This window comes from Micromonospora desertarenae (genome assembly GCF_056150265.1).
In genome coordinates, this window is the sequence record NZ_JAXCFQ010000003.1 from 300995 (window position 1) to 320627 (window position 19633).

The 19633-nt window shown below is 74.2% G+C and carries 21 protein-coding genes; 2 read left to right on the top strand and 19 right to left on the bottom strand.

Annotation, left to right across the window (positions count from 1 at the left end; translation table 11 throughout):
• The first annotated feature begins 114 nt into the window (after positions 1-114).
• Positions 115-1221, top strand: a complete 1107-nt coding sequence (locus SM577_RS07315) for a sulfite oxidase (RefSeq protein ID WP_302917735.1) — start codon at positions 115-117, stop codon at positions 1219-1221.
• Positions 1222-1382: 161 nt separating this feature from the next.
• Here SM577_RS07315 and SM577_RS07320 read toward each other — a convergent pair whose 3' ends face one another.
• The 12 genes from SM577_RS07320 to proS form a co-directional block, all read right to left on the bottom strand.
• On the bottom strand, positions 1383-1706 hold the full coding sequence (locus SM577_RS07320; protein WP_007075222.1) for a DUF2469 domain-containing protein: 324 nt from the start codon (positions 1704-1706) through the stop codon (positions 1383-1385).
• A complete protein-coding gene (locus SM577_RS07325) occupies positions 1703-2515 on the bottom strand; it encodes a ribonuclease HII (protein ID WP_302917736.1) in 813 nt (270 codons plus the stop codon). The genes SM577_RS07320 and SM577_RS07325 overlap by 4 nt, the downstream gene beginning before the upstream one ends.
• Complete coding sequence (locus tag SM577_RS07330) at positions 2509-2985, bottom strand: NUDIX hydrolase (RefSeq protein ID WP_302917737.1); 477 nt, start codon at positions 2983-2985, stop codon at positions 2509-2511. Before SM577_RS07330 ends, SM577_RS07325 begins: the two co-directional genes overlap by 7 nt.
• Before the next feature lie 77 nt (positions 2986-3062).
• A complete protein-coding gene (gene lepB, locus SM577_RS07335; protein WP_302917738.1) occupies positions 3063-3698 on the bottom strand; it encodes a signal peptidase I in 636 nt (211 codons plus the stop codon).
• A 10-nt stretch (positions 3699-3708) separates the two neighbouring features.
• On the bottom strand, positions 3709-4581 hold the full coding sequence (gene lepB, locus SM577_RS07340; RefSeq protein WP_302917739.1) for a signal peptidase I: 873 nt from the start codon (positions 4579-4581) through the stop codon (positions 3709-3711).
• A 184-nt stretch (positions 4582-4765) separates the two neighbouring features.
• Positions 4766-5122 (bottom strand): 50S ribosomal protein L19, encoded by a 357-nt coding sequence (gene rplS, locus SM577_RS07345; protein WP_302917740.1) that lies wholly within the window; start codon positions 5120-5122, stop codon positions 4766-4768.
• A gap of 143 nt (positions 5123-5265) precedes the next feature.
• Positions 5266-6039 carry a tRNA (guanosine(37)-N1)-methyltransferase TrmD gene (gene trmD / locus SM577_RS07350; RefSeq protein WP_109899947.1) on the bottom strand — a complete coding sequence of 258 codons (774 nt, stop codon included), beginning with the start codon at positions 6037-6039 and terminating at the stop codon, positions 5266-5268.
• Positions 6040-6058: 19 nt separating this feature from the next.
• A complete protein-coding gene (gene rimM, locus SM577_RS07355) occupies positions 6059-6616 on the bottom strand; it encodes a ribosome maturation factor RimM (RefSeq protein WP_302918713.1) in 558 nt (185 codons plus the stop codon).
• 2 nt (positions 6617-6618) lie between these two features.
• Positions 6619-6879 carry an RNA-binding protein gene (locus tag SM577_RS07360; protein WP_302917741.1) on the bottom strand — a complete coding sequence of 87 codons (261 nt, stop codon included), beginning with the start codon at positions 6877-6879 and terminating at the stop codon, positions 6619-6621.
• Positions 6854-7312 carry a 30S ribosomal protein S16 gene (rpsP, locus tag SM577_RS07365; protein ID WP_088995517.1) on the bottom strand — a complete coding sequence of 153 codons (459 nt, stop codon included), beginning with the start codon at positions 7310-7312 and terminating at the stop codon, positions 6854-6856. The genes SM577_RS07360 and rpsP overlap by 26 nt, the downstream gene beginning before the upstream one ends.
• Before the next feature lie 266 nt (positions 7313-7578).
• Positions 7579-8226, bottom strand: a complete 648-nt coding sequence (locus tag SM577_RS07370; RefSeq protein WP_302917742.1) for a ribonuclease FAU-1 family protein — start codon at positions 8224-8226, stop codon at positions 7579-7581.
• Between the two features lie 118 nt (positions 8227-8344).
• Positions 8345-9751: a proline--tRNA ligase gene (gene proS, locus SM577_RS07375; RefSeq protein ID WP_302917743.1), complete on the bottom strand. Its 1407-nt coding sequence runs from the start codon at positions 9749-9751 to the stop codon at positions 8345-8347.
• 104 nt (positions 9752-9855) lie between these two features.
• Here proS and SM577_RS07380 point away from each other — a divergent pair, with 104 nt between their 5' ends.
• On the top strand, positions 9856-10467 hold the full coding sequence (locus tag SM577_RS07380) for a TetR/AcrR family transcriptional regulator (protein WP_302917744.1): 612 nt from the start codon (positions 9856-9858) through the stop codon (positions 10465-10467).
• Between the two features lie 57 nt (positions 10468-10524).
• Here the strand turns inward: SM577_RS07380 and SM577_RS07385 are convergent, their stop codons facing one another.
• From SM577_RS07385 to SM577_RS07415, 7 genes are all read right to left on the bottom strand, one after another.
• A complete protein-coding gene (locus tag SM577_RS07385; RefSeq protein ID WP_474580379.1) occupies positions 10525-11604 on the bottom strand; it encodes an amidohydrolase family protein in 1080 nt (359 codons plus the stop codon).
• A gap of 156 nt (positions 11605-11760) precedes the next feature.
• Positions 11761-13317, bottom strand: a complete 1557-nt coding sequence (ffh, locus tag SM577_RS07390; protein WP_302917746.1) for a signal recognition particle protein — start codon at positions 13315-13317, stop codon at positions 11761-11763.
• A gap of 169 nt (positions 13318-13486) precedes the next feature.
• Positions 13487-14143, bottom strand: coding sequence for a response regulator transcription factor (locus SM577_RS07395; RefSeq protein ID WP_302917747.1), 657 nt, complete (start codon positions 14141-14143; stop codon positions 13487-13489).
• Positions 14140-15258: a sensor histidine kinase gene (locus tag SM577_RS07400; protein ID WP_474586544.1), complete on the bottom strand. Its 1119-nt coding sequence runs from the start codon at positions 15256-15258 to the stop codon at positions 14140-14142. The genes SM577_RS07395 and SM577_RS07400 overlap by 4 nt, the downstream gene beginning before the upstream one ends.
• 137 nt (positions 15259-15395) lie before the next feature.
• Positions 15396-17657, bottom strand: coding sequence for a [protein-PII] uridylyltransferase (locus SM577_RS07405; protein ID WP_474586545.1), 2262 nt, complete (start codon positions 17655-17657; stop codon positions 15396-15398).
• Between the two features lie 16 nt (positions 17658-17673).
• Positions 17674-18012 (bottom strand): P-II family nitrogen regulator, encoded by a 339-nt coding sequence (locus SM577_RS07410; protein WP_170839442.1) that lies wholly within the window; start codon positions 18010-18012, stop codon positions 17674-17676.
• Between the two features lie 25 nt (positions 18013-18037).
• Positions 18038-19471: an ammonium transporter gene (locus tag SM577_RS07415; RefSeq protein ID WP_302917750.1), complete on the bottom strand. Its 1434-nt coding sequence runs from the start codon at positions 19469-19471 to the stop codon at positions 18038-18040.
• Positions 19472-19633 lie beyond the last annotated feature (162 nt).

Genomic DNA, 19633 nt, shown 5'->3' on the forward strand with positions numbered 1-19633 from the left:
CCAACCGGGCACGCCCGGAAACCGGCGACCACGCGCCGGTCCGGCGTCCGGCGGGAGGTTCTAGGCTGGTCCCGGTACGGCGGGGCGCCGCCGTCGCGGACCGGGGAGGCGACCATGACCACTGTGGACGAGGTGAGCCGGCCGTCCCGGCTGGCCGAGCCGGACGAGGCGATCAGCGCCGAGGAACTGCAACTGGCGGCCCGCAACCACGGCATCCCGCTGGAGGCGCTCCGCTACGACGTGACCCCGGCCGGCCTGCACTACCTGCTCATCCACTACGACATCCCGGATCTCGACCCGGCCGGGCACACCCTGCGGGTGGACGGCGCGGTGGAGCGCCCCCTCACCCTCGACCTGGCCGACCTGCGGGCCCGGCCCCGGGTCACCCACCGGGTGACGCTGGAGTGCGCGGGCAACGGGCGGGCGCTGCTGCATCCCCGCCCGGTCAGCCAGCCGTGGCTGGTGGAGGCGGTCGGCAACGCGGAGTGGACCGGTACCCCGCTGGCGCCGCTGCTGCGCGAGGCGGGCCTCGACGCCGACGCGGTGGACGTGGTCTTCACCGGCGCCGACCACGGCGTGGAGCGGGGCGTCGAGCAGGACTACCAGCGCGGGCTGCCGGTCGCCGAGGCGCTGCGCGAGGAGGTGCTGCTGGCGTACGAGATGAACGGCGCTCCCCTGCTGCCGCAGCACGGCGCTCCGCTGCGGCTGATCGTGCCCGGCTGGTACGGCATGGCGCACGTCAAGTGGCTGCGCTCGATCACCGTGCTGACCGAGCCCTTCACCGGCTACCAGAACGCGGTGGCCTACCGGCTGCGGCAGGACGCCGACGACCCGGGCGTGCCGGTGACCCGCATCGAGCCGCGCGCGCTGGTCCGCCCGCCCGGTTTCCCCGACTTCATGTCCCGCACCCGGGTGCTCCGGCCGGGTCCGTGCACCCTGGACGGTCGGGCCTGGTCCGGCCACGCCCCGGTGGTGGCGGTCGAGGTCACCACCGACGGCGGCGCGAGCTGGGCGCCGGCCATCCTGGACGAACCGGCCGGTGGGGAGTTCGCCTGGCGGCGCTGGCGCTACGAGTGGGACGCGCGGCCGGGCCGGCACGTGCTGAGCGCCCGGGCCACCGACGCCACCGGCCGGACCCAGCCGGTCGAGCAGCCCTGGAACCGGGGCGGCTTCGCCAACAACCTCGTCCAACGAGTCCAGGTCGCGGTCATCCCCACCTGACCCTCCATCCCAGGCCGGCTAGGTCGAGTCGATCATGGAGTTGTTGTCGGGCGCCACGGCGTGTCGCGACAACAACCTTATGATCAACTGAGCCGGCTACCCGGGGGGCGCAGCGCGGAGAGGTGGGGTGTGGTCGGCGGTGGGGGGCCGACGGGGGTGGGTCAGCCGCCGAAGCCGGAGTCGGCGGGGAGCGAGATGTCGGGCTTCTCCAGCTCCTCGACGTTGACGTCCTTGAACGTCATCACCCGGACATTCTTCACGAACCGCGCGGGGCGGTACATGTCCCACACCCAGGCGTCGTGCATCTCGACCTCGAAGTAGACCTCGCCGTCGGAGTTGCGCACGTGCAGGTCGACCTGGTTGGCGAGGTAGAAGCGGCGTTCCGTCTCCACCACGTAGGAGAACTGGCGGACAATGTCGCGGTACTCCCGGTAGAGCTGCAGCTCCATCTCGGTCTCGTACTTCTCGAGATCTTCCGCGCTCATCGCACTCCGCCTTCCATGACCACATCTTCCCCCACCGGCGCCGAGGGCCGAGGCTGCTCGCCCAACGCCACGCCGACGGTACCCCTTGCCGCGCCGAAGTGCTCCATCGGCTCGTCCGGGCTTGCGCCCACCGGCCGACGCGAGCGCGGTGGGCGGCCGTCGCGCCCGGACACGGCGGCCACGTTGACGTACGAGAACCGGTGCTCCCGGCACGGACCGTGCTCGCGCAGCGCCGCGCTGTGCTCGGGCGTGATGTAACCCTTGTGCTCGGCGAACCCGTAGGCGGGGAACGTCTCGTCCAGCTCGACCATGATCCGGTCCCGGGTGACCTTGGCCAGCACGCTGGCCGCCGCCACGCAGGCGGCCACCCGGTCGCCCTTCCAGACCGCCAGCCCCGGCACGTCCAGGCCGTCCACCCCGAAGCCGTCGGTCAGCACGTACTCGGGCCGGGTGGTCAGCGAGGCCAGCGCCCGGCGCATCGCCGCCAGGTTGCACACGTGCAGGCCGCGGGCGTCGACCTCCTCGGCCGGGATGACCACCACGGCGTACGCCAGCGCCCGGGCGACCACCTCCTCGTACACCCGTTCCCGGCTGGCCGGGGTGAGCAGCTTGGAGTCGGCCAGCCCGTCGATCTCGCCGCGGCGCCCCTCGGGCAGGATCGCCGCGGCGGCGACCAGCGGACCGGCGCAGGCGCCCCGGCCGGCCTCGTCGGCCCCGGCCACGTGCCGGAAGCCGCGCCGCTGCAGCGCCCGCTCCAGCGCGTAGAGCCCGGCCTCGCGGCGCACCACGGTGCGCGGCGGGGTCAGCACGGGGCACCTCCGGCGGGGGCCGAGAGCACCCGGGCCAGCACCGCGGGGAGGTCGGGCGGGTAGTAGCGCTCGTCGGTGGCGGCCAGCTCGTCGACCGGCCACCAGCGGTGCCCGTCCACGCTGGCCCGCTCGACGTCGCTGAAGCCGGTCGTGTCCACCTCCCAGGCCGGCACCCGGACCAGGAAGAACTCCTGCTCCTGCCGGTACCAGACCCCGTCGAAGGGGAACTCGACGGTGTCCCGCCAGACCGGCTCGCCGACCTGCTCGGGGGTCAGCCGCAGCCCGGTCTCCTCGGCCAGCTCGCGGGCGGCCCCGGCCGCCGGGGACTCCCCCGGATCCAGGCCGCCGCCCGGGGTGAACCAGTAGCGGTGGTCGGGCCGGGCCGGGTCGAAGCCGGCGAAGAGCAGCACCCGACCGGTCGCGTCGACGAGCAGCACGCGGGCCGCGCGCCGAGGGGTGTAGACCGTCACCGCCCCAGCCTGCCAGACGCCGCCGACAACGCCCACGCCCCCGCCCGGATCGGCCCGCCGCGCGCCGGCGGCGGCGCTCAGGAGTTCGGGATGCCCTCGTACTGCTTCGGCACGCTCAGCCAGGTGGCCCGGCTGACCGGCCAGAAGACGGTGAACGCCCGCCCGACGACCTCGTCCTCGTCGATGGTGGCCACGGTGATGTCCTGCCCGGACTGCTGCCAGTGCTCCAGCGAGTCGCCGGAGGCGGACCGGTGGTCGCCCATCACCCAGAGCCGGCCCTCCGGCACGGTGATGTCGAACTCCTGGTCGGCCGGCTTGTCCCGCTGCCCGTCGGCGGAGAAGATGTACGGCTCGTCGAGCGGCTTGCCGTTGATCACCAGCCGGTCCTGCGGGTCGCAGCAGACCACGTGGTCGCCGCCGACGCCGATCACCCGCTTGATGAAGTCCTCGCCGTCAGGGTTGCTGCTCCACTCCAGCGGCGCCTTGAACACGATGACCTCGCCCCGGCGGGGCGAGCGGAAGTCGTACACCAGCTTGTTGACCAGCACCCGATCGTCGATCTGGAGCGTGTTCTCCATGGACGGCGAGGGGATGAAGAAGGTCTGCAGCACGAAGGCACGCACCAGTACCGCGACCAGGATCGCCACGCCCAGGAGAATGGGCAGCTCCTTCCAGAAGGAGCTGCGGGGCTTGTCGGTCTGCTCGTCAATCACGGGATGGAGCCTACGTTGCCCGGCTGGACGTCACCGTCCGGAACGCGCGAGAACGCCACAGCGCGGCCGTGAGCGGGAGGAGCAGGACGACTCCGCCCTCCGGGGTGGGTCGCACCGGCGGCGGGCCGTCGGGGGCGGCCACGGCCGGCGCGCGTACGTCGGCGAAGGTCTCGGGCACCGAGAGGGCGCTCCACCGCGACGACGGCCACACCACCGTGAAGGCCCGGCCGACGACGTTCTCGATCGGCACCGGGCCCTGGCAGCGGGCGTCCTGGGAGACCAGCCGGTGGTCGCCCATCACGAAGATCTGGCCGGGCGGGACGACCACCTCGGCGAAGCGCCGGGAACGGCACTCGCGGGGGTTCGGCGGGATGTCCAGCGGGGAGTCGCGCACCACGTACGTCTCGTCGAGCGGGGTGCCGTTGACGGTCACCCGGCCCTGCTCGTCGCAGCACTTCACCCGGTCGCCGGGCAGCCCGATGACCCGCTTGATGAAGTCCTTCTCGCCGGGGCGGCTCACCCCGACCAGGTCGCCGACGGTGCGGCCGAGCTTGCCGAGGAAACCCGGGTCGGGCTCCTCGTCGACCTGCGGGGCCCAGCGGTCGGTGCCCCGGAACACCACCACCTCGCCCCGCTTCGGGTCGCGGACGTCGTAGACCACCTTGTTGACCAGGACCCGGTCGCCGACGAGGAGGGTGTCCTCCATCGAACCGGAGGGGATGAAGAACGCCTGGAGCAGGAAGGTGCGGATCAGCACCGCCAGGCAGAACGCGACGACCAGCAGCAGCGGCAGTTCCTGCCAGAGCGGCATCTGACGGCGGCCGCGGCGGGCCCGCCGACGCCACGGATCGACAGCGCCGCCCTCGTCAAGCGTCCGCACCACGCCACTCCCCGGTCCGCAGAAATGACACTACCGCCCGGGAACCCTGTCGAGGCTCCCCGGGCGGTAGTGGACGTCTCCCCGCCGCTGTCGCGGGGCGACCGCCCCGCTGCGCCCGTACGCCCAGCGTAGTGTGGGCCGGGTCGTACGACATACGCGCAGCTCGGGCGGCGTGGCGAGCGGAAGGTCAGCTCGGCTGCTTCTCGCGCTTCTCCTTGATCTTGGCCTTCTTGCCCCGCAGCTCGCGCAGGTAGTAGAGCTTGGCGCGGCGGACGTCACCGCGGGTGACGACCTCGATCCGGTCGATGGCCGGGCTGTTGACCGGGTAGGTCCGCTCGACGCCGACACCGAAGCTCACCTTGCGGACCGAGAAGGTCTCGCGCAGGCCGTCACCCTGGCGGCGGATGACCACGCCCTGGAAGATCTGGACACGGGACCGGTTGCCCTCGACCACCCGGGCGTGCACCTTGACGGTGTCACCTGCCCGGAAGTCGGGGACGTCGGTCCGCTTCGACTGGGCGTCAAGGGCGTCCAGGATGTTCATCGCAGCAACCTCGTGAGGCTCACGGCGCACCGTCAGTCGGTGCGCGGGTGGGTGATTCTGATCCCCGGGTGGTGATCGGTGGCGCCGACCCCGGTCGGAGATCCTCGCAGCCGTCCGCGGCGCGGCCGGATGCGGCAACCCCTCTACTTTGCCACATCCCCCGGTGGCGGCTGAAATCCGGCCCGCTCCAACGCCGCGACGTCCCGTTTGTCCAGGCGCTCCGGGTCCAGCGCGGCCAGCAGGTCGGGCCGGCGGCGCGCGGTGCGGACCAGCCCCTCCTCCCGCCGCCAGCGGGCGATCCGGCCGTGGTCGCCGGAGCGGAGCACCTCCGGCACGTCCAGGCCGCGCCAGCTCGGCGGCTTGGTGTAGACCGGGGCCTCCAGCAGGCCGTGCGCGTGCGACTCCTCGTCCAGCGAGCCGGCGTTGCCGAGCACCCCGGGCAGCAGCCGGGTGACCGCCTCCAGGATCACCAGCACCGCCACCTCGCCGCCGAAGAGCACGTAGTCGCCGAGGGAGACCTCGGTGACCGGCATCCGGGTGGCGGCGTGGTCGAGCACCCGCTGGTCGATGCCCTCGTACCGGCCGCAGGCGAAGAGCAGGTGCGGCTCGGCGGCCAGTTCGTAGGCGAGCGCCTGGGTGAACGGGACGCCCACCGGGGACGGCACCAGCAGTCGCGGCGGGGTCAGCTCCGCCGGCGCGAGCGCGTCGAGCGCCTCGCCCCACGGCTCCGGCCGCATCACCATGCCCGGTCCGCCGCCGTACGGGGTGTCGTCGACAGTGCGGTGCACGTCGTGGGTCCAGGTGCGCAGATCGTGTACGGCCAGCCGGAGGGTGCCGTTGGCCCGGGCCTTGCCGATGAGCGACAGCTCCAGCGGGGCGAGGTACTCCGGGAAGATCGACACGATGTCGACGCGCATGCGGGGGTGCTCCGGCGGGCTAGAGGTCGAGCAGACCGGCCGGCGGGTCGACGACCACGCGGCCACCGGCCAGGTCGACCTCGGGAACGATCGCCTTGACGAACGGGATGAGCGCGGTCTTCCCCTCGGGGCGGCGCAGCACCAGCAGGTCGGAGGCGGGCGCGTGGTCGATCCGGGCCACCTCGCCGAGCCGCTCGCCGGTCGGGGTGACCGCGGCCAGCCCGACGAGCTGGTGGTCGTGGAACTCCTCCGGATCCTCCGGCGGGGCCACGTCGGCGCTGTCCACCCCGAGCAGGGTGCCGCGCAGCGCCTCGGCGACATCGCGGTCCAGCACACCGTCGAAGGCGACCAGCAGCCGGCCCTGGTGCCACCGGGCGGACTCCACGGTCAGTTCGGCGGGCACCCGGAACGGCACCCCCGGCCCCGCGGACGGCGAGGGCGGCGGGGGTGTCGCCCCCGGCTCGGTGCGCAGCACCATGCCGGGGGCGAACCGCGCTTCGGGTTCGTCGGTCCGCACCTCCACGGTGACCTCACCGCGGATGCCGTGCGGCTTACCGATCCTGCCGACGATGAGCAGCATCAGTACGAGTCGACGATGTCGACGCGTACGCCGCGCCCACCGATGGAGCCGATCACCTGGCGCAGCGCCTTGGCGGTCCGGCCGGACCGCCCGATCACCGTGCCGAGGTCCTCGGGGTGCACGCGGACTTCCAGCCGCTTGCCCCGACGGTTGTCGACCAGCCGGACGCGGACATCGTCCGGGTGGTCGACGATGCCCTTGACCAGGTGCTCCAGCGCCGGACGCAGAGCCACGTCAGGCCTGTTCGCCGGAGTCCGCACCGGCCTGCTCCTCGGTCTTCGGCGCCTCCTCGGCGGCCGGAGCCTCGGCCTTGGCGGCCTTCTTGGCCGGCTTGGCCGGAGCCTCGGCCAGCCCGGCCGCGGCCTTCGCCTCGGCCTCGTACGCCGCGGTGCGGTCGGCCCGCTCGGGGGCGACCTTCAGCGGCGGCGGGGCCGGCAGGCCCTTGAACTTCTGCCAGTCACCGGTCAGCTCCAGCAGCCGCTGCACCGCCTCGCTCGGCTGGGCGCCGACGGACAGCCAGTACTGGACCCGGTCCGACTTGACCTCGATCACCGAAGGGTCTTCCTTCGGCTGGTAGATCCCGACGAACTCGATCGCCCGGCCGTCGCGCTTGGTGCGCGAGTCGGCGACGACGATGCGGTACTGCGGGTTGCGGATCTTGCCCATCCGCAGAAGCCGGATCTTTACGGCCACAGTTGTTTCGCTCCTGTTGCGATCTCACCGGCCCGGTACGGGCGGTGTGCACGGGTGAGCGCCGACCGGCACAGTGGGGTTGGGCCGGAGACTACTCGGTGGACTGGCGACGTGCCCGGGTTAGAGGGCGCCGGGCACACGCCGGATACCAGCCAGCCATTCTGCCAGATCCGGCCCGGATCTCTCACACCGGACCGGCACAGGTCACCCGACGGGCGGTCGAGGTGACCGAAAACACACCAGCGGCGCGGCCACCGCGGGCCCGGTCAGCGCACCGGCGGGCGGTCCCAGCCGGCCGGCAACGCCTCCGGGGCGGTCCAGTGCGGCGGCGGGGTGAAGTCGCACCAGGTGCCGTCGAACGGGAACTCCCCCGCCTCGGCCAGCGCGATCACCCGCTTGCCCTCGGCCCGGACGGCGTTCTCGTCGGCCACCCAGTAGTCGTCGGGGTAGGCCAGCCGCTCGACGAACTCCTCCTCGTCCTTCCACTCCCAGCTGCGGTCCGGGCGGACCAGCACGTCGAGGTCCTGGTCGACCACGTCCACCCCGGCGAGCGTGCCGTCGTCCCAGCGCACCCCCGGCTCCTCCAGGTTGACGTACCAGGTGGCGAAGCGGTCGCGCGCGTCGCGGAACCACCAGACGGAGTGGGCCGCGCCGGTGGGCAGGAACTTCAGCAGCGGCGGCCCGTTCCACCGGCCCACCGCCAGCCGGTACGACGCGGCGATCCAGTCGGCGAACGGCATCGCCCGCATGCCCAGCCCGGCCGCGGTGACCTCGTTGGCCACCGGGGTGTCCCGGGCGATCCACAGCAGCAGGCCCCGGTCGTCGTCGCTGACCACCCGGGCCGGGCGGACCCAGCCGATCCGGCCGCGCCGCACGTTGCGGTGCACGATCAACCGCCCGGGTTCGAACCTCACGGGTGCGACCCTACCGGCGGGCGTGCCGGCCGCCGCGGGCCCGAGCCGAAACCGGACCCGCGGCCGGAAACGCGGCAGCCGGCCCCGCCGAGGCGGGACCGGCTGCCGGACGGGTGGGTCAGTAGGCGCGGGCCAGGATGGCGACCAGGTCGGGCTCGTCCTCGCTGTCGGGCACCGAGCCGTCGGCGCGGACCAGGCAGCGCACCGTCACGCCCTGGCCGTTCGCCTCGGCCTCGCCCTGGACGCCGACCGCCGACCACGGCACCCGGGCCCAGCCGGTGGCCGCCGCCTCGATCGCCTCGGCGAGGGTGCTCACCTCGGTGGTACGGGCCTGGCGGTGGGCCAGCGCCTGGTCGTGCAGCGCCTGCTGGTCGGCCTCCAGCGCGGCCAGCACCGCGCCGACCACGTCGGCCACCGGCACCGGGGACTTCGAGCCGTCCGTACGCCGGACCACCACCGCGTTGCCGGCGGCCAGGTCGCGCGGGCCGACCTCGACGCGGATCGGGTAGCCGCGCAGCTCGGCGTCGACCGCCCGGCGGCCGAACGGGGTGTCGGTGCGGTCGTCGAGCGCCACCCGGACACCGGCGTCGCGCAGGCCGTCGCGCAGCTTGGCCGCCGCCTCCCCGACGCCCTCGCCGTCCTTGACCACCATGACGTACGCCTGCACCGGCGCCAGCTTCGGCGGCACCCGCAGGCCGTTGTCGTCGCCGTGGCACATGATCAGGCCGCCGAGCATCCGGGTCGAGGTGCCCCAGGAGGTGGTCCAGGCGTGCTCCCGGCCGCCCTCCGCGGAGGAGTAGCTGATGTCGAACGCCTTGGCGAAGTTCTGCCCCAGCTCGTGGCTGGTGCCCAGCTGGAGCGCCTTGCCGTCGCCCATCATGCCTTCGCAGGTGTAGGTGGCGGTGGCCCCGGCGAAGCGCTCGCGGGCGGTCTTCAGGCCGACCACCACCGGGATGCCGAGCACGTTGACCATCAGGTCCTCGTACGCCTCGTGCAGGATCCGCCGGGCGTAGGCGCGGGCGTCGTCCCGGGTGGCGTGCGCGGTGTGCCCCTCCTGCCAGAGGAACTCGCTGGTGCGCAGGAAGATCCGGGGGCGCAGCTCCCAGCGGACCACGTTGGCCCACTGGTTGAGCAGCAGCGGCAGGTCCCGGTACGAGTCGATCCACTTGGCCATGAACTCGCCGATCACCGTCTCGCTGGTGGGGCGGACCACGACCGGCTCGGCGAGCTGCTTGCCGCCACCGTGGGTGACCACCGCCAGCTCCGGCGAGAAGCCCTCGACGTGCTCGGCCTCCCGCTTGAGGTAGTTCTCCGGGATGAAGAGCGGGAAGTACGCGTTCTCCGCGCCGGCCGCCTTGATCCGGGCGTCCATCTCGGCCTGCATCCGCTCCCAGATGGCGTAGCCGGCCGGTCGGATCACCATGGTCCCCCGGACCGGGCCGTTGTCGGCCAGCTTCGCCTTGGCGATCAGGTCCTGGTACCAGCGGGGAAAGTCCTCCGCACGGGGAGTGAGCACGCGTGCCATGACCGCACATCCTATGCGCCGCCCGGCCGCCCGACGCGATCGGGCGGCCCGCGCCACGCGCGCGCCGGGCCGGACGCCCCGCCCGGCCGTAGACTTCGATCACCATGAACGAGGTACGGGACGCCGGACGCCAGCGGCTGCGGGACCAGATAGTGGTCGCGGCCCGGACGCTGACCGTCGACCGGGGCTGGGACAACGTCCGGATGGGCGCGGTGGCGACCGCCGCCGGGGTGAGCCGGCAGACCGTCTACAACGAGTTCGGCAGCAAGGCCGGGCTGGCCGAGGCGCTGGCCCGGCGCGAGGTCGACCGGTTCGTCGCCGACGTCCGGGCGGCCCTGGTCGCGCACGGCACCGACGTGCGCGCCGGCGCGTACGCGGCGATCCGGCACACGCTGGCCGAGGCGGCCGCCAACCCGCTGATCAGAGCGATCCTGACCAGCGCGCGGGGCGGCTCCGACGAACTGCTGCCCTTCCTCACCACCCGCTCCGGGCTGGTGCTGACCGAGGCGAACGGCGCGCTGCTGGAGTGGGTCGCCACGGTGGTGCCCGGCGCCGACCGGGCCGCCCTGCGGTTCGCCGCCGACAGCGTGGTCCGCCTCGTGGTCAGCCACATCGTGCTGCCCGGCGCGCCCGTCGACCAGACCGCCCGCGCCCTGGCCGACCTGGCCGTCCACCTCTTCACCCGCGCCGCCGTCATCCCCCACCCGCCCGGCTGAGGCGGAGGTCCGCGGCCGGAACCAGCCGGGCGGCTGCCCGGCACGGGCCCGGCGGGGTCAGCGGACGGGGCGGCCGCGCAGGACGATGCGGCTGGGGGTACGCACCACGCGCAGGTCGACGCGGGGGTCCTCGGCGTAGACGACGAGGTCGGCCAGGCCGCCCTCGACCAGGCCGGGAAAGCCCAGCCACTCGCGGGCGCCCCAGGAGGCGGCGGCGAGCACGTCCACCGCCGGCATGCCGGCCCGCTCGTGCAGCAGCAGCATCTCCTCGGCGGCCAGCCCGTGGTCGATGCCGCCGCCCGCGTCCGTGCCGACGTAGATGGGCACCCCGGCCTCGTGCGCGGAGCGCACCACCTCCGGGAAGCGGTCCCGCAGGGCGAGCATGTGGTCGGCGTACCCGGGGAACTTGGCCCGCGCCTGGTCGGCGATCCCGCCGAAGGTCTGAATGTTGATCATCGTGGGCACCAGCGCGGTGCCCCGCCGGGCCATCTCGTCGATCAGGTCCAGGCTCAGCCCGGTGCCGTGCTCCACCGAGTCCACCCCGGCGCGCACCATGATCTCGACGGCCGACTCCGAGAAGGTGTGCACGGCGGCGCGTACCCCGGCGGCGTGCGCGGCCTCGACCGCGGCGGTCATGGTGGCGGCGTCCCAGGCCGGCGCCAGGTCACCGACGCCCCGGTCGATCCAGTCGCCGACCAGCTTGACCCAGCCGTTGCCGGCCCGGGCCTGCTCGGTCACGGTGGCCGCCACCTCGGCCGCGCCGACCTCGATGCCGATGTCGCGCAGGTAGCGCTTCGGCGGGGCGACGTGCCGGCCGGCGCGGGCCAGCCGGGGCAGTTCCGGGTCGTCGTCGAGTTCCGGGTACGGGTACGGCGAGCCGGCGTCCCGGATCGCCAGCACCCCGGCGTCCCGGTCGACCCGGGCCAGCTCGCGGGCCTGGTCGAGCGAGGTGATCGGGGCGCCGCCGCGGGCGATGCCGATGTGGCAGTGCGCGTCGATCAGCCCCGGCAGCACGAAGCCGCCGTCGGCGATGGTCTGCGCGCCCGGCACCGGCTCGAAGGTGACCCGGTCGCCGACCAGCCAGATGTCGCGGACCTCGTCGTCGGGGAGCAGCACACCGCGCACATGCAGAGCCATGTGCACAGTCCTACCGGATCATTCCCCGCCGGGTGCGGGCAGCCCGCCCCGCCGCGCCGGCGGGCGCAGCTCGACCCGGCATACGGCAGGTCGCGGTCTCCGGGCTACGGGAGACCGCGACCTGCCGCAATCCGAGTGGGTCGGGACGCCGCGCCGTCAGCGGGGGCGGTTGTCGCCCTTGCCGAGCTTGTTGAAGTCGATCTTCGGCAGCTTGAAGCCCGGGGGCAGCCCCTGGCCGGCGGCCAGGTCGTTCGGGTCCATCCCCGGCGGGAGCTGCGGCATGCCGCCCGGGAAGCCGCCGGGCATCCCGGCGCCCGCTCCGGCGCGCGGCCGGTTGCCGCCCTTGGTGCCCTTGCGCTTGTTCTTCGGCGACTTGGTCGCCTTGCGCCGGCCCCCGCCGGGCAGGCCCATCATGCCGCCCATCTGCTTCATCATCTTCTGCGCGTCGGCGAAGCGGTTGAGCAGCTGGTTGACGTCCATCACGGTGACCCCGGAGCCGTTGGCGATGCGGGCCCGGCGGGAGCCGTTGATGATCTTCGGGTTGCTGCGCTCGCCCGGGGTCATCGACCGGATGATCGCGGTGACCCGGTCGAAGTGCTTGTCGTCCAGCTCGGCGAGCTGGTCCTTCATCTGCCCCATGCCCGGCATCATGGCCAGCACGTTGGCGATCGGCCCCATCCGCCGCACGGCGATGAGCTGGTCGAGGAAGTCCTCCAGGGTGAAGGTCTCGCCGCCCATCAGCTTGGCGGTCATCTTCTCCTTCTGATCGGCGTCGAAGGCCTGCTCGGCCTGCTCGATCAGGGTGAGGACGTCGCCCATGCCGAGGATCCGGCTGGCCATCCGGTCCGGGTGGAAGACGTCGAAGTCCTCCAGCTTCTCGCCGGTGGAGGCGAAGAGGATCGGCTGGCCGGTGACCTCCCGGACCGACAGCGCGGCGCCACCGCGGGCGTCGCCGTCGAGCTTGGAGAGCACCACACCGGTGATGCCGACGCCGTCGCGGAACGCCTCCGCGGTACGGACGGCGTCCTGACCGACCATCGCGTCGATGACGAAGATGACCTCGTCCGGGTCGACCGCGTCGCGGATGTCGGCCGCCTGCTGCATCATCTCCGCGTCGATGCCGAGCCGGCCGGCGGTGTCGACGATGACGATGTCCCGGGCCGCCCGCCTGGCGTGCTCGATCGACGCCCGGGCCACCTGCACCGGGTCGCCGACCCCGTTGCCGGGCTCCGGGGCGTACACCTCGACGCCGGCCCGCCCGCCGAGCACCTGGAGCTGCCCGACGGCGTTGGGGCGCTGGAGGTCGGCGGCGACCAGCAGCGGCTGGTGCCCCTGCGCCTTGAGCCAGCGGGCCAGCTTGCCGGCGAGGGTGGTCTTACCGGAGCCCTGGAGACCGGCCAGCATGATCACCGTCGGCGGCTGCTTGGCGAACTGGAGCCGCCGCCCCTCGCCGCCGAGGACGTTGATCAGCTCCTCGTTGACGATCTTGATGATCTGCTGGGCCGGGTTGAGCGCCTGGGACACCTCCGCACCGCGCGCCCGCTCCTTGACCCGGGCGATGAAGCCCTTGACCACGGGCAGGGCGACATCCGCCTCCAGCAGCGCGAGGCGGATCTCGCGCGCGGTGGCGTCGATGTCGGCGTCGGTGAGCCGACCCTTGCCGCGGAGCTTGGTGAAGATCCCGGAGAGGCGGTCACTCAAGGTGTCAAACACGCGAACATCCTGTTTGTCGGGGTTCCGGCGGGTAACGGGCCGGCGGGTGCGAGACACCCGGCCACCGCTAGGGTAGCCGCCCACCACCCCGGCCGCCGCGTCACCGCGCACTCCCGGCGATCTTGCCGGCGGCGGTCCGCCGCCCGGCCGGCGCCGGGCCGGCCGGCGGTCAGAGTTCGACCAGGCCGGACTGGTAGGCGTAGACCACGAGCTGGGCACGGTCGCGGGCGCCCAGCTTGACCATCGCCCGGCTGACGTGGGTACGCGCCGTCGCCGGGCTGACCACCAGCCGGTCGGCGATCTCCGCGTTGCTGAGCCCCTCGCCGACCAGCCCGACCACCTCCCGCTCCCGGTCGGTGAGCGTGTCGAGCCGGGGGTGCGGTCGGGGCACCCGGGGCGGGCGGGCGGCGAACTCGCGCACCACCCGCCGGGTCACCGACGGCGAGAGCAGCGCCTCGCCGGCCGCCACCAGCCGGATCGCCCGCAACAGCTCGGCCGGCCGGGTGTCCTTGGTGAGAAACCCGCTCGCCCCGTGCCGCAGCGCGTCGAAGACGTACTCGTCCAGCTCGAAGGTGGTGAGCACGACCACCCGGGTGGCGGCCAGCCCGGGGTCGGCGACGATCCGCCGGGTGGCCTCGATGCCGTCCACGCCGGGCATCCGGACGTCCATCAGCACCACGTCCGGGCGTTCCCGCCGGGCCAGCTCCACCGCCCGCAGCCCGTCCGCCGCCTCGCCGGCCAGCGCCAGGTCGTCCTCGCTCTCCACCAGCGCGCGCAGCCCGAGCCGGACCAGGTCCTGGTCGTCGGCGATCAGTACCCGGATCACCGGGCCGGCTCCACCGGCAGCCGGGCCGCGACCCGGAACCCGCCACCCGGACGCGGGCCGGCGGCCAGCTCGCCGCCGAGCGCGGTCACCCGCTCCCGCATGCCGGCCAGGCCGTGCCCCGCTCCCCCGCCACCGCCCACCCCCCGGTCGAGCACCTCCACGGTCAGCGCGTCCCCGCCGTAGCCGACCGTCGCCTCCGCCTCGGCCACCCCGGCGTGCCGCAGCACGTTGGTCAGCGCCTCCTGCACCACCCGGTACGCGGCCAGGTCCACCGCCCCCGGCAGCTCGCGCGGCTCGCCGGTGACCCGCAGCGTCACGGCGAGCCCGGCGTCGGCCAGCCGCTCGCGCAGGGCGTCCAGCCGGGCCAGCCCGGGCACCGGCTCCCGCCCGCCGCCCCGGCGCACCGCGCCGAGGGTGACCCGCAGCTCGTCCAGCGCCTCCCGGCTGGTGCGGCTGATCGCGGTGAGCGCGATCTCGGCCTGCTCCGGACGCTTGCCGAGCAGGTGCAGGGCCACCTCCGCCTGCATGCTGATCGCCGCCAGGCCGTGCCCCACCACGTCGTGCACCTCCTGGGCGATGCGCAGCCGCTCCTCGTCGGCCTGCCGCCGGGCCGCCTCGGCGCGGCCCCGGGCCGTGCTCTCCCGGGTGACCCGCACCGCGACCCCCACCGCGAACGGTACGACCACCCAGGCCGCGGCGGGAAGCGCCCCGAACCAGCCCGGCTCCGGCCCCCGGGACCAGAAGACGTGCGCCAGCAGCACGGCCAGCGCCAGCCCGGCCGCCACGCCGGCCCGGCGCACCGGCAGCCGAACCGCCGCGGTGTAGACGGCGACCAGGAGGGCGAGCTGCACCGGCCCGTACGGGTAACCGAGCACCAGGTAGGCCGAGGTCGCCACGGCCACCACCGCGAGCGTGGCCAGCGGGGCGGTCCGGCGCGCCACCAGGGCCAGCGCCGCCACCGCCAGCAGGGTGCGGCAGGCGGCGTCGACCGGCGCGGAGCCGGGCTGGTTCGCGCCGGCCAGCGGGGTGGCGAGCAGCCCGAACGCCAGCAGCGCCAGCGCCAGGGCGGCGTCGGCGGCCACCTCCCGCCGTCGGTCCCGCTGCCGCTCCCGCATGGCGGTCATTCTGCCCCCGCCGGCACCCCTCGTCGTGCGTCCGCGGACGGCACCGCGGCTACGTTCCCGGACGTACCCGCCGGGTTCGCCGCGTCCGCCACCAGGCGTCGTGCCCCGCCCGGCGGGCGCCGGCCGGGTCAGACCGCGCCGAGGACCGCGGCCTCCAGGCGGGCCCGGGTGACGTCGTCCGGCCAGCCGCCGACCAGGTAGAACGCGTCCACCACGTCCCCGCCCAGGGTGGAGATGCGGGCGGCACGCACCTGCGCGCCGGCCTCGTCGAGGGCGCCGGCCACCCGGTAGAGCAGGCCGGCCGCGTCGGCGGCGCGCAGCTCCAGCAGCACCGCGTCGGTGGCCGCCTCCCGGTGCCAGACCACCCGGGGCGCCGCCGCCGACCCGCGCGCGGCCAGCGCCCGGCCGCGCAGCCGCTGGGTCACCGAGACGTCCCCGGCCACCGCCCGGCGCAGGTCGCTGCCGAGCGCGATCGGATCCGGCGGCTGTCCGTAGCGCGGCTGCACCCGGCACTGCACCAGCGCCCGCCCGTCCACCGTGGTGGCGTCGGCGGAGACCACCTCCAGCCGGTGCAGGGCCAGGCAGCCGGCCACCGTCGCGAGCAGCCCGCGCCGGTCCGCCGCGGCCACCGCCACCTGGTCCCCGCGCAGGTGTACGACCGGCAGCGGCCCGGCCACCAGCGCCGGGTCCGGGGCCGGCGGGGCGGGCAGCGCCCCGGTGTCCAGCGCGGTCCGCACCCGCCCGACCAGTTCGGCGACCAGCCGGCCCTTCCAGTCCGACCAGGCGGCCGGCCCGGTGGCGGCGGCGTCGGCGCGGACCAGCGCGTGCAGCAGGTCGAGGGTGGCCGGGTCGCCGACCGCGCCGGCCACCCCGGCGATGGTCTTCGGGTCGGCGAGGTCGCGCCGGGTGGCCACGTCGGGCAGCAGCAGGTGCAGCCGGACCAGGGTGCCGATCAGGGCCACCTCGGGCGCCGGCAGGCCGATCCGGGCGGCCACCGCCTCGGCGACCGGCGCGCCCACCGTGCTGTGGTCGCCGGCGAGCCCCTTGCCGACGTCGTGCAGCAGAGCGCCGAGCAGCAGCAGGTCGGGGCGCTCCACCTCGCGGGCGTACCGGCTGGCCTCGGCCGCGGTCTGCACCAGGTGGCGGTCGAGGGTGAACCGGTGCACCGGGTTGTGCTGGGGCAGGCTGCGCAGCCGGGTCCACTCCGGCAGCCAGCCGTCCACCAGCCCGTACCGGTCGCAGGTCTCCCAGGCCGGCACCAGGCCGGGGCCGGCGCCCAGCAGGGTGACCAGCGCGGCCCGGGCCTCGACCGGCCAGGGCGCCGGCAGCGGCGGGCAGTAGGCGGCCAGCCACTCGCAGGTGGCCCGGGCGATCGGCAGCCGGGTGGTGGCCGCCGCGGCGGCCACCCGCAGCGACAGGCTCGGGTCGGGGCGCGCCCCGATGGCGGTCCGGGCCAGCACCAGCTCGCCGTCGTGCTCCACCACGTCCCGGGCCACCGGCCGGCGCACCGGGCGGCCGTCGGCGCCCCGGCGACGCCCGGACCGGAGCCGGTCGACCGTCCGGAAGGCGTCGTCCAGGGCGTGGCTGACCGTCCGGGCGTCCCCGGCGACCCGGCGCAGCAGCGCGTCGCCGTCGTCCAGCCCGAGCAGCGCGGCGACGCCGTCGCGTTCCTGCGCCACCAGCCGGTCCACCCGGCGGCCGACCTGCTGGTGCAGCGCGTCGCGGGTGTCCAGCAGGCGCAGGTGCGCGGCGCGGACCGCGGGCCGCAGCGCGTCGGTCACGCCGGCCATCGCGATCGCCCGCAGGATGCCCACGTCGCGCAGCCCGCCGGCGGCCTCCTTGAGGTCGCCTTCGAGCAGGAAGGCCAGCTCACCGTGGGCCTGCCAGCGGGCGGCGGTGGCCGCCCGCAGCGCGGGCAGTTGGCGTACGGCGGTCCGCCGCCAGTGGTCGGCGGCGGTCCGGACCAGCGCCTCGGCGAGCGCGGCGTCCCCGGCCACCGGACGGGCGTCGAGCAGGCCGAGGGCCACCTTCACGTCGTCCTGGGCCACCGACAGCGCCTCCGGCACGGTGCGCACCGAGTGGTCCAGCCGCAGCCCGGCGTCCCAGATGGGATACCAGAGCGCGGCGGCCAGCTCGTCGACGCCCGGCACCCCGGCGTGCACCAGCACCAGGTCGAGGTCGCCGTACGGGGCGCACTGCCGCCGTCCCAGCCCGCCGACGGCCAGCAGCGCCACCCCGTCCCGCGGCGGCAGCAGCGACCGCAGCCAGCCGTCGTACGCGTCCGCCCGGGCCGACCGGGCCGCGGCGCCGATCCCTCCCGGTACGCCGACGACCTCGTTGACCAGCGGATCCCGGTCGGTGCCGGACGCGTCCCTGGTCAACGAGGTCATCTCGGTCGCTGCGTGCTCAGAGCGCGTCGAGCCCGCGCTCGCCGGTACGGACCCGGACGACCTCCTCGACCCCGGTCACCCAGACCTTGCCGTCGCCGATCTTGCCGGTCCGGGCGGCCGCGACGATGGCGTCCACGATCTTCTCGACGTCCATCTCGTCGGTGAGCACCTCGACCCGGATCTTGGGCAGGAACTCGACCGTGTACTCGGCACCCCGGTAGACCTCGGTGTGCCCCTTCTGCCGGCCGTAGCCCTGGACCTCGCTGACGGTCAGGCCGGCCACCCCGAGGGCGTGCAGGGCCTCCTTCACCGCGTCCAGCTGGTACGGCTTGATGACCGCGGTCACCAGCTTCATGTCCAACCCCTCCATCCCAGGAACGTTATCCGCCGACCTTCTCGTCCACCGGCTCGGACGCCGGCTCGGACGCCGGCTCGGCGGGCGCCGCCACCGGCTTGGCGGCGCCCGCGGTCGCGCCCGGGGAGCCGATCCCGGCCAGCGCGAACGCGCCGCCGGTGCTGCCGCCGGCCGGGGAGAGGTCGTAGCCGCTCTCCGCGTGCTCGGCGATGTCGATGCCCTCGACCTCGGCCTCGGGCCGGGCCCGGAAGCCGATCGTCTTCTCGATGGCGAAGGCGAGCAGCCAGGCGATGCCGAACGACCAGACGCTGACGATCAGGCCGGCCAGGGCCTGCCGGCCGAGCTGGGTCAGGCCGCCGCCGTAGAAGAGGCCGTCGGAGGCGCCGACCACGTCGGAGATGGCCGCGTTGACCGAGTTGGTGGCGAACAGGCCGAGCCAGAGCGAGCCGATCCAGCCGCCGACGAAGTGCACCCCGACCACGTCGAGCGAGTCGTCGTAGCCGAGCTTGTACTTGAGGCTGACCGCCAGCGCGCAGACCGCGCCGGCGACCAGGCCGAGCAGCACGGCCGCCCACGGGGCGATGAAGCCGCAGGCCGGGGTGATGGCAACCAGGCCGGCGACGGCGCCGGAGGAGGCGCCCACCATGGTCGGCTTCCGGTCCTTGATCCACTCCACCGCGATCCAGCCGAGCAGCGCGGCCGCCGTGGCGAGCTGGGTGTTGAGGAAGGCGAGACCGGCCACCGAGTCGACGGTCAGCTCGGAGCCGGCGTTGAACCCGAACCAGCCGAACCAGAGCAGGCCGGCGCCGAGCGCGACCAGCGGGATGTTGTGCGGCTTCATGCCCTCCCGCGGCCAGCCGAGCCGCTTGCCCAGCACCAGCGCCACCGCCAGGGCGGCCGCACCGGCGTTGATGTGCACGGCGGTGCCGCCGGCGAAGTCGAGCGCGTGGATGTCGCCGCCGATGATGCCGCCGCCCCAGACCCAGTGGGCGACCGGGAAGTAGACAAGGGTGGCCCAGCCGAAGGCGAACAGCAGCCAGCCGGCGAACTTCGCCCGGTCGGAGATCGCGCCGCTGATCAGCGCGACGGTGATCACCGCGAAGACCATCTGGAAGGCCATGAACACGTACAGCGGGACGCCGATGCCGCTCGGGTTCTCCGCCGTCGCGCCCCACAGGTCGGTCTCGGCGAGGAACGTCTTGGTGCCCAGGTAGGCGGCCGGGTCGCCCCAGAAGCCGTTGACATCGCTGCCGAAGGCGATGCTGAAGCCGTAGAACCACCACAGAACGGAGATGAGCCCGATCGCGGAGAAGCTCATCATCATCATGTTGAGTACGCCCTTGGCCCGGTTGAGGCCGCCGTAGAACAGCGCCAGTCCGGGCGTCATGAGCAGCACGAGCGCGGTCGACACCAGCAACCAGACGGTGTTGCCGGAGTCAATCGTCGGTGCTTCAGGCACGCTGGCCTCCTAACGGTGAAGTTCCCTCCTTCACGGCTTCCGGGGCAGCGTCGCCCGTACGCCGGATGCGCGGAAGCCTCGTCGCTGGCTGTTTCCTCCAGCGTCACCCGTCGATTTCCGTACCGTGACGGCTTGTTTCGGACGTGTGAAGAGAACCTCACC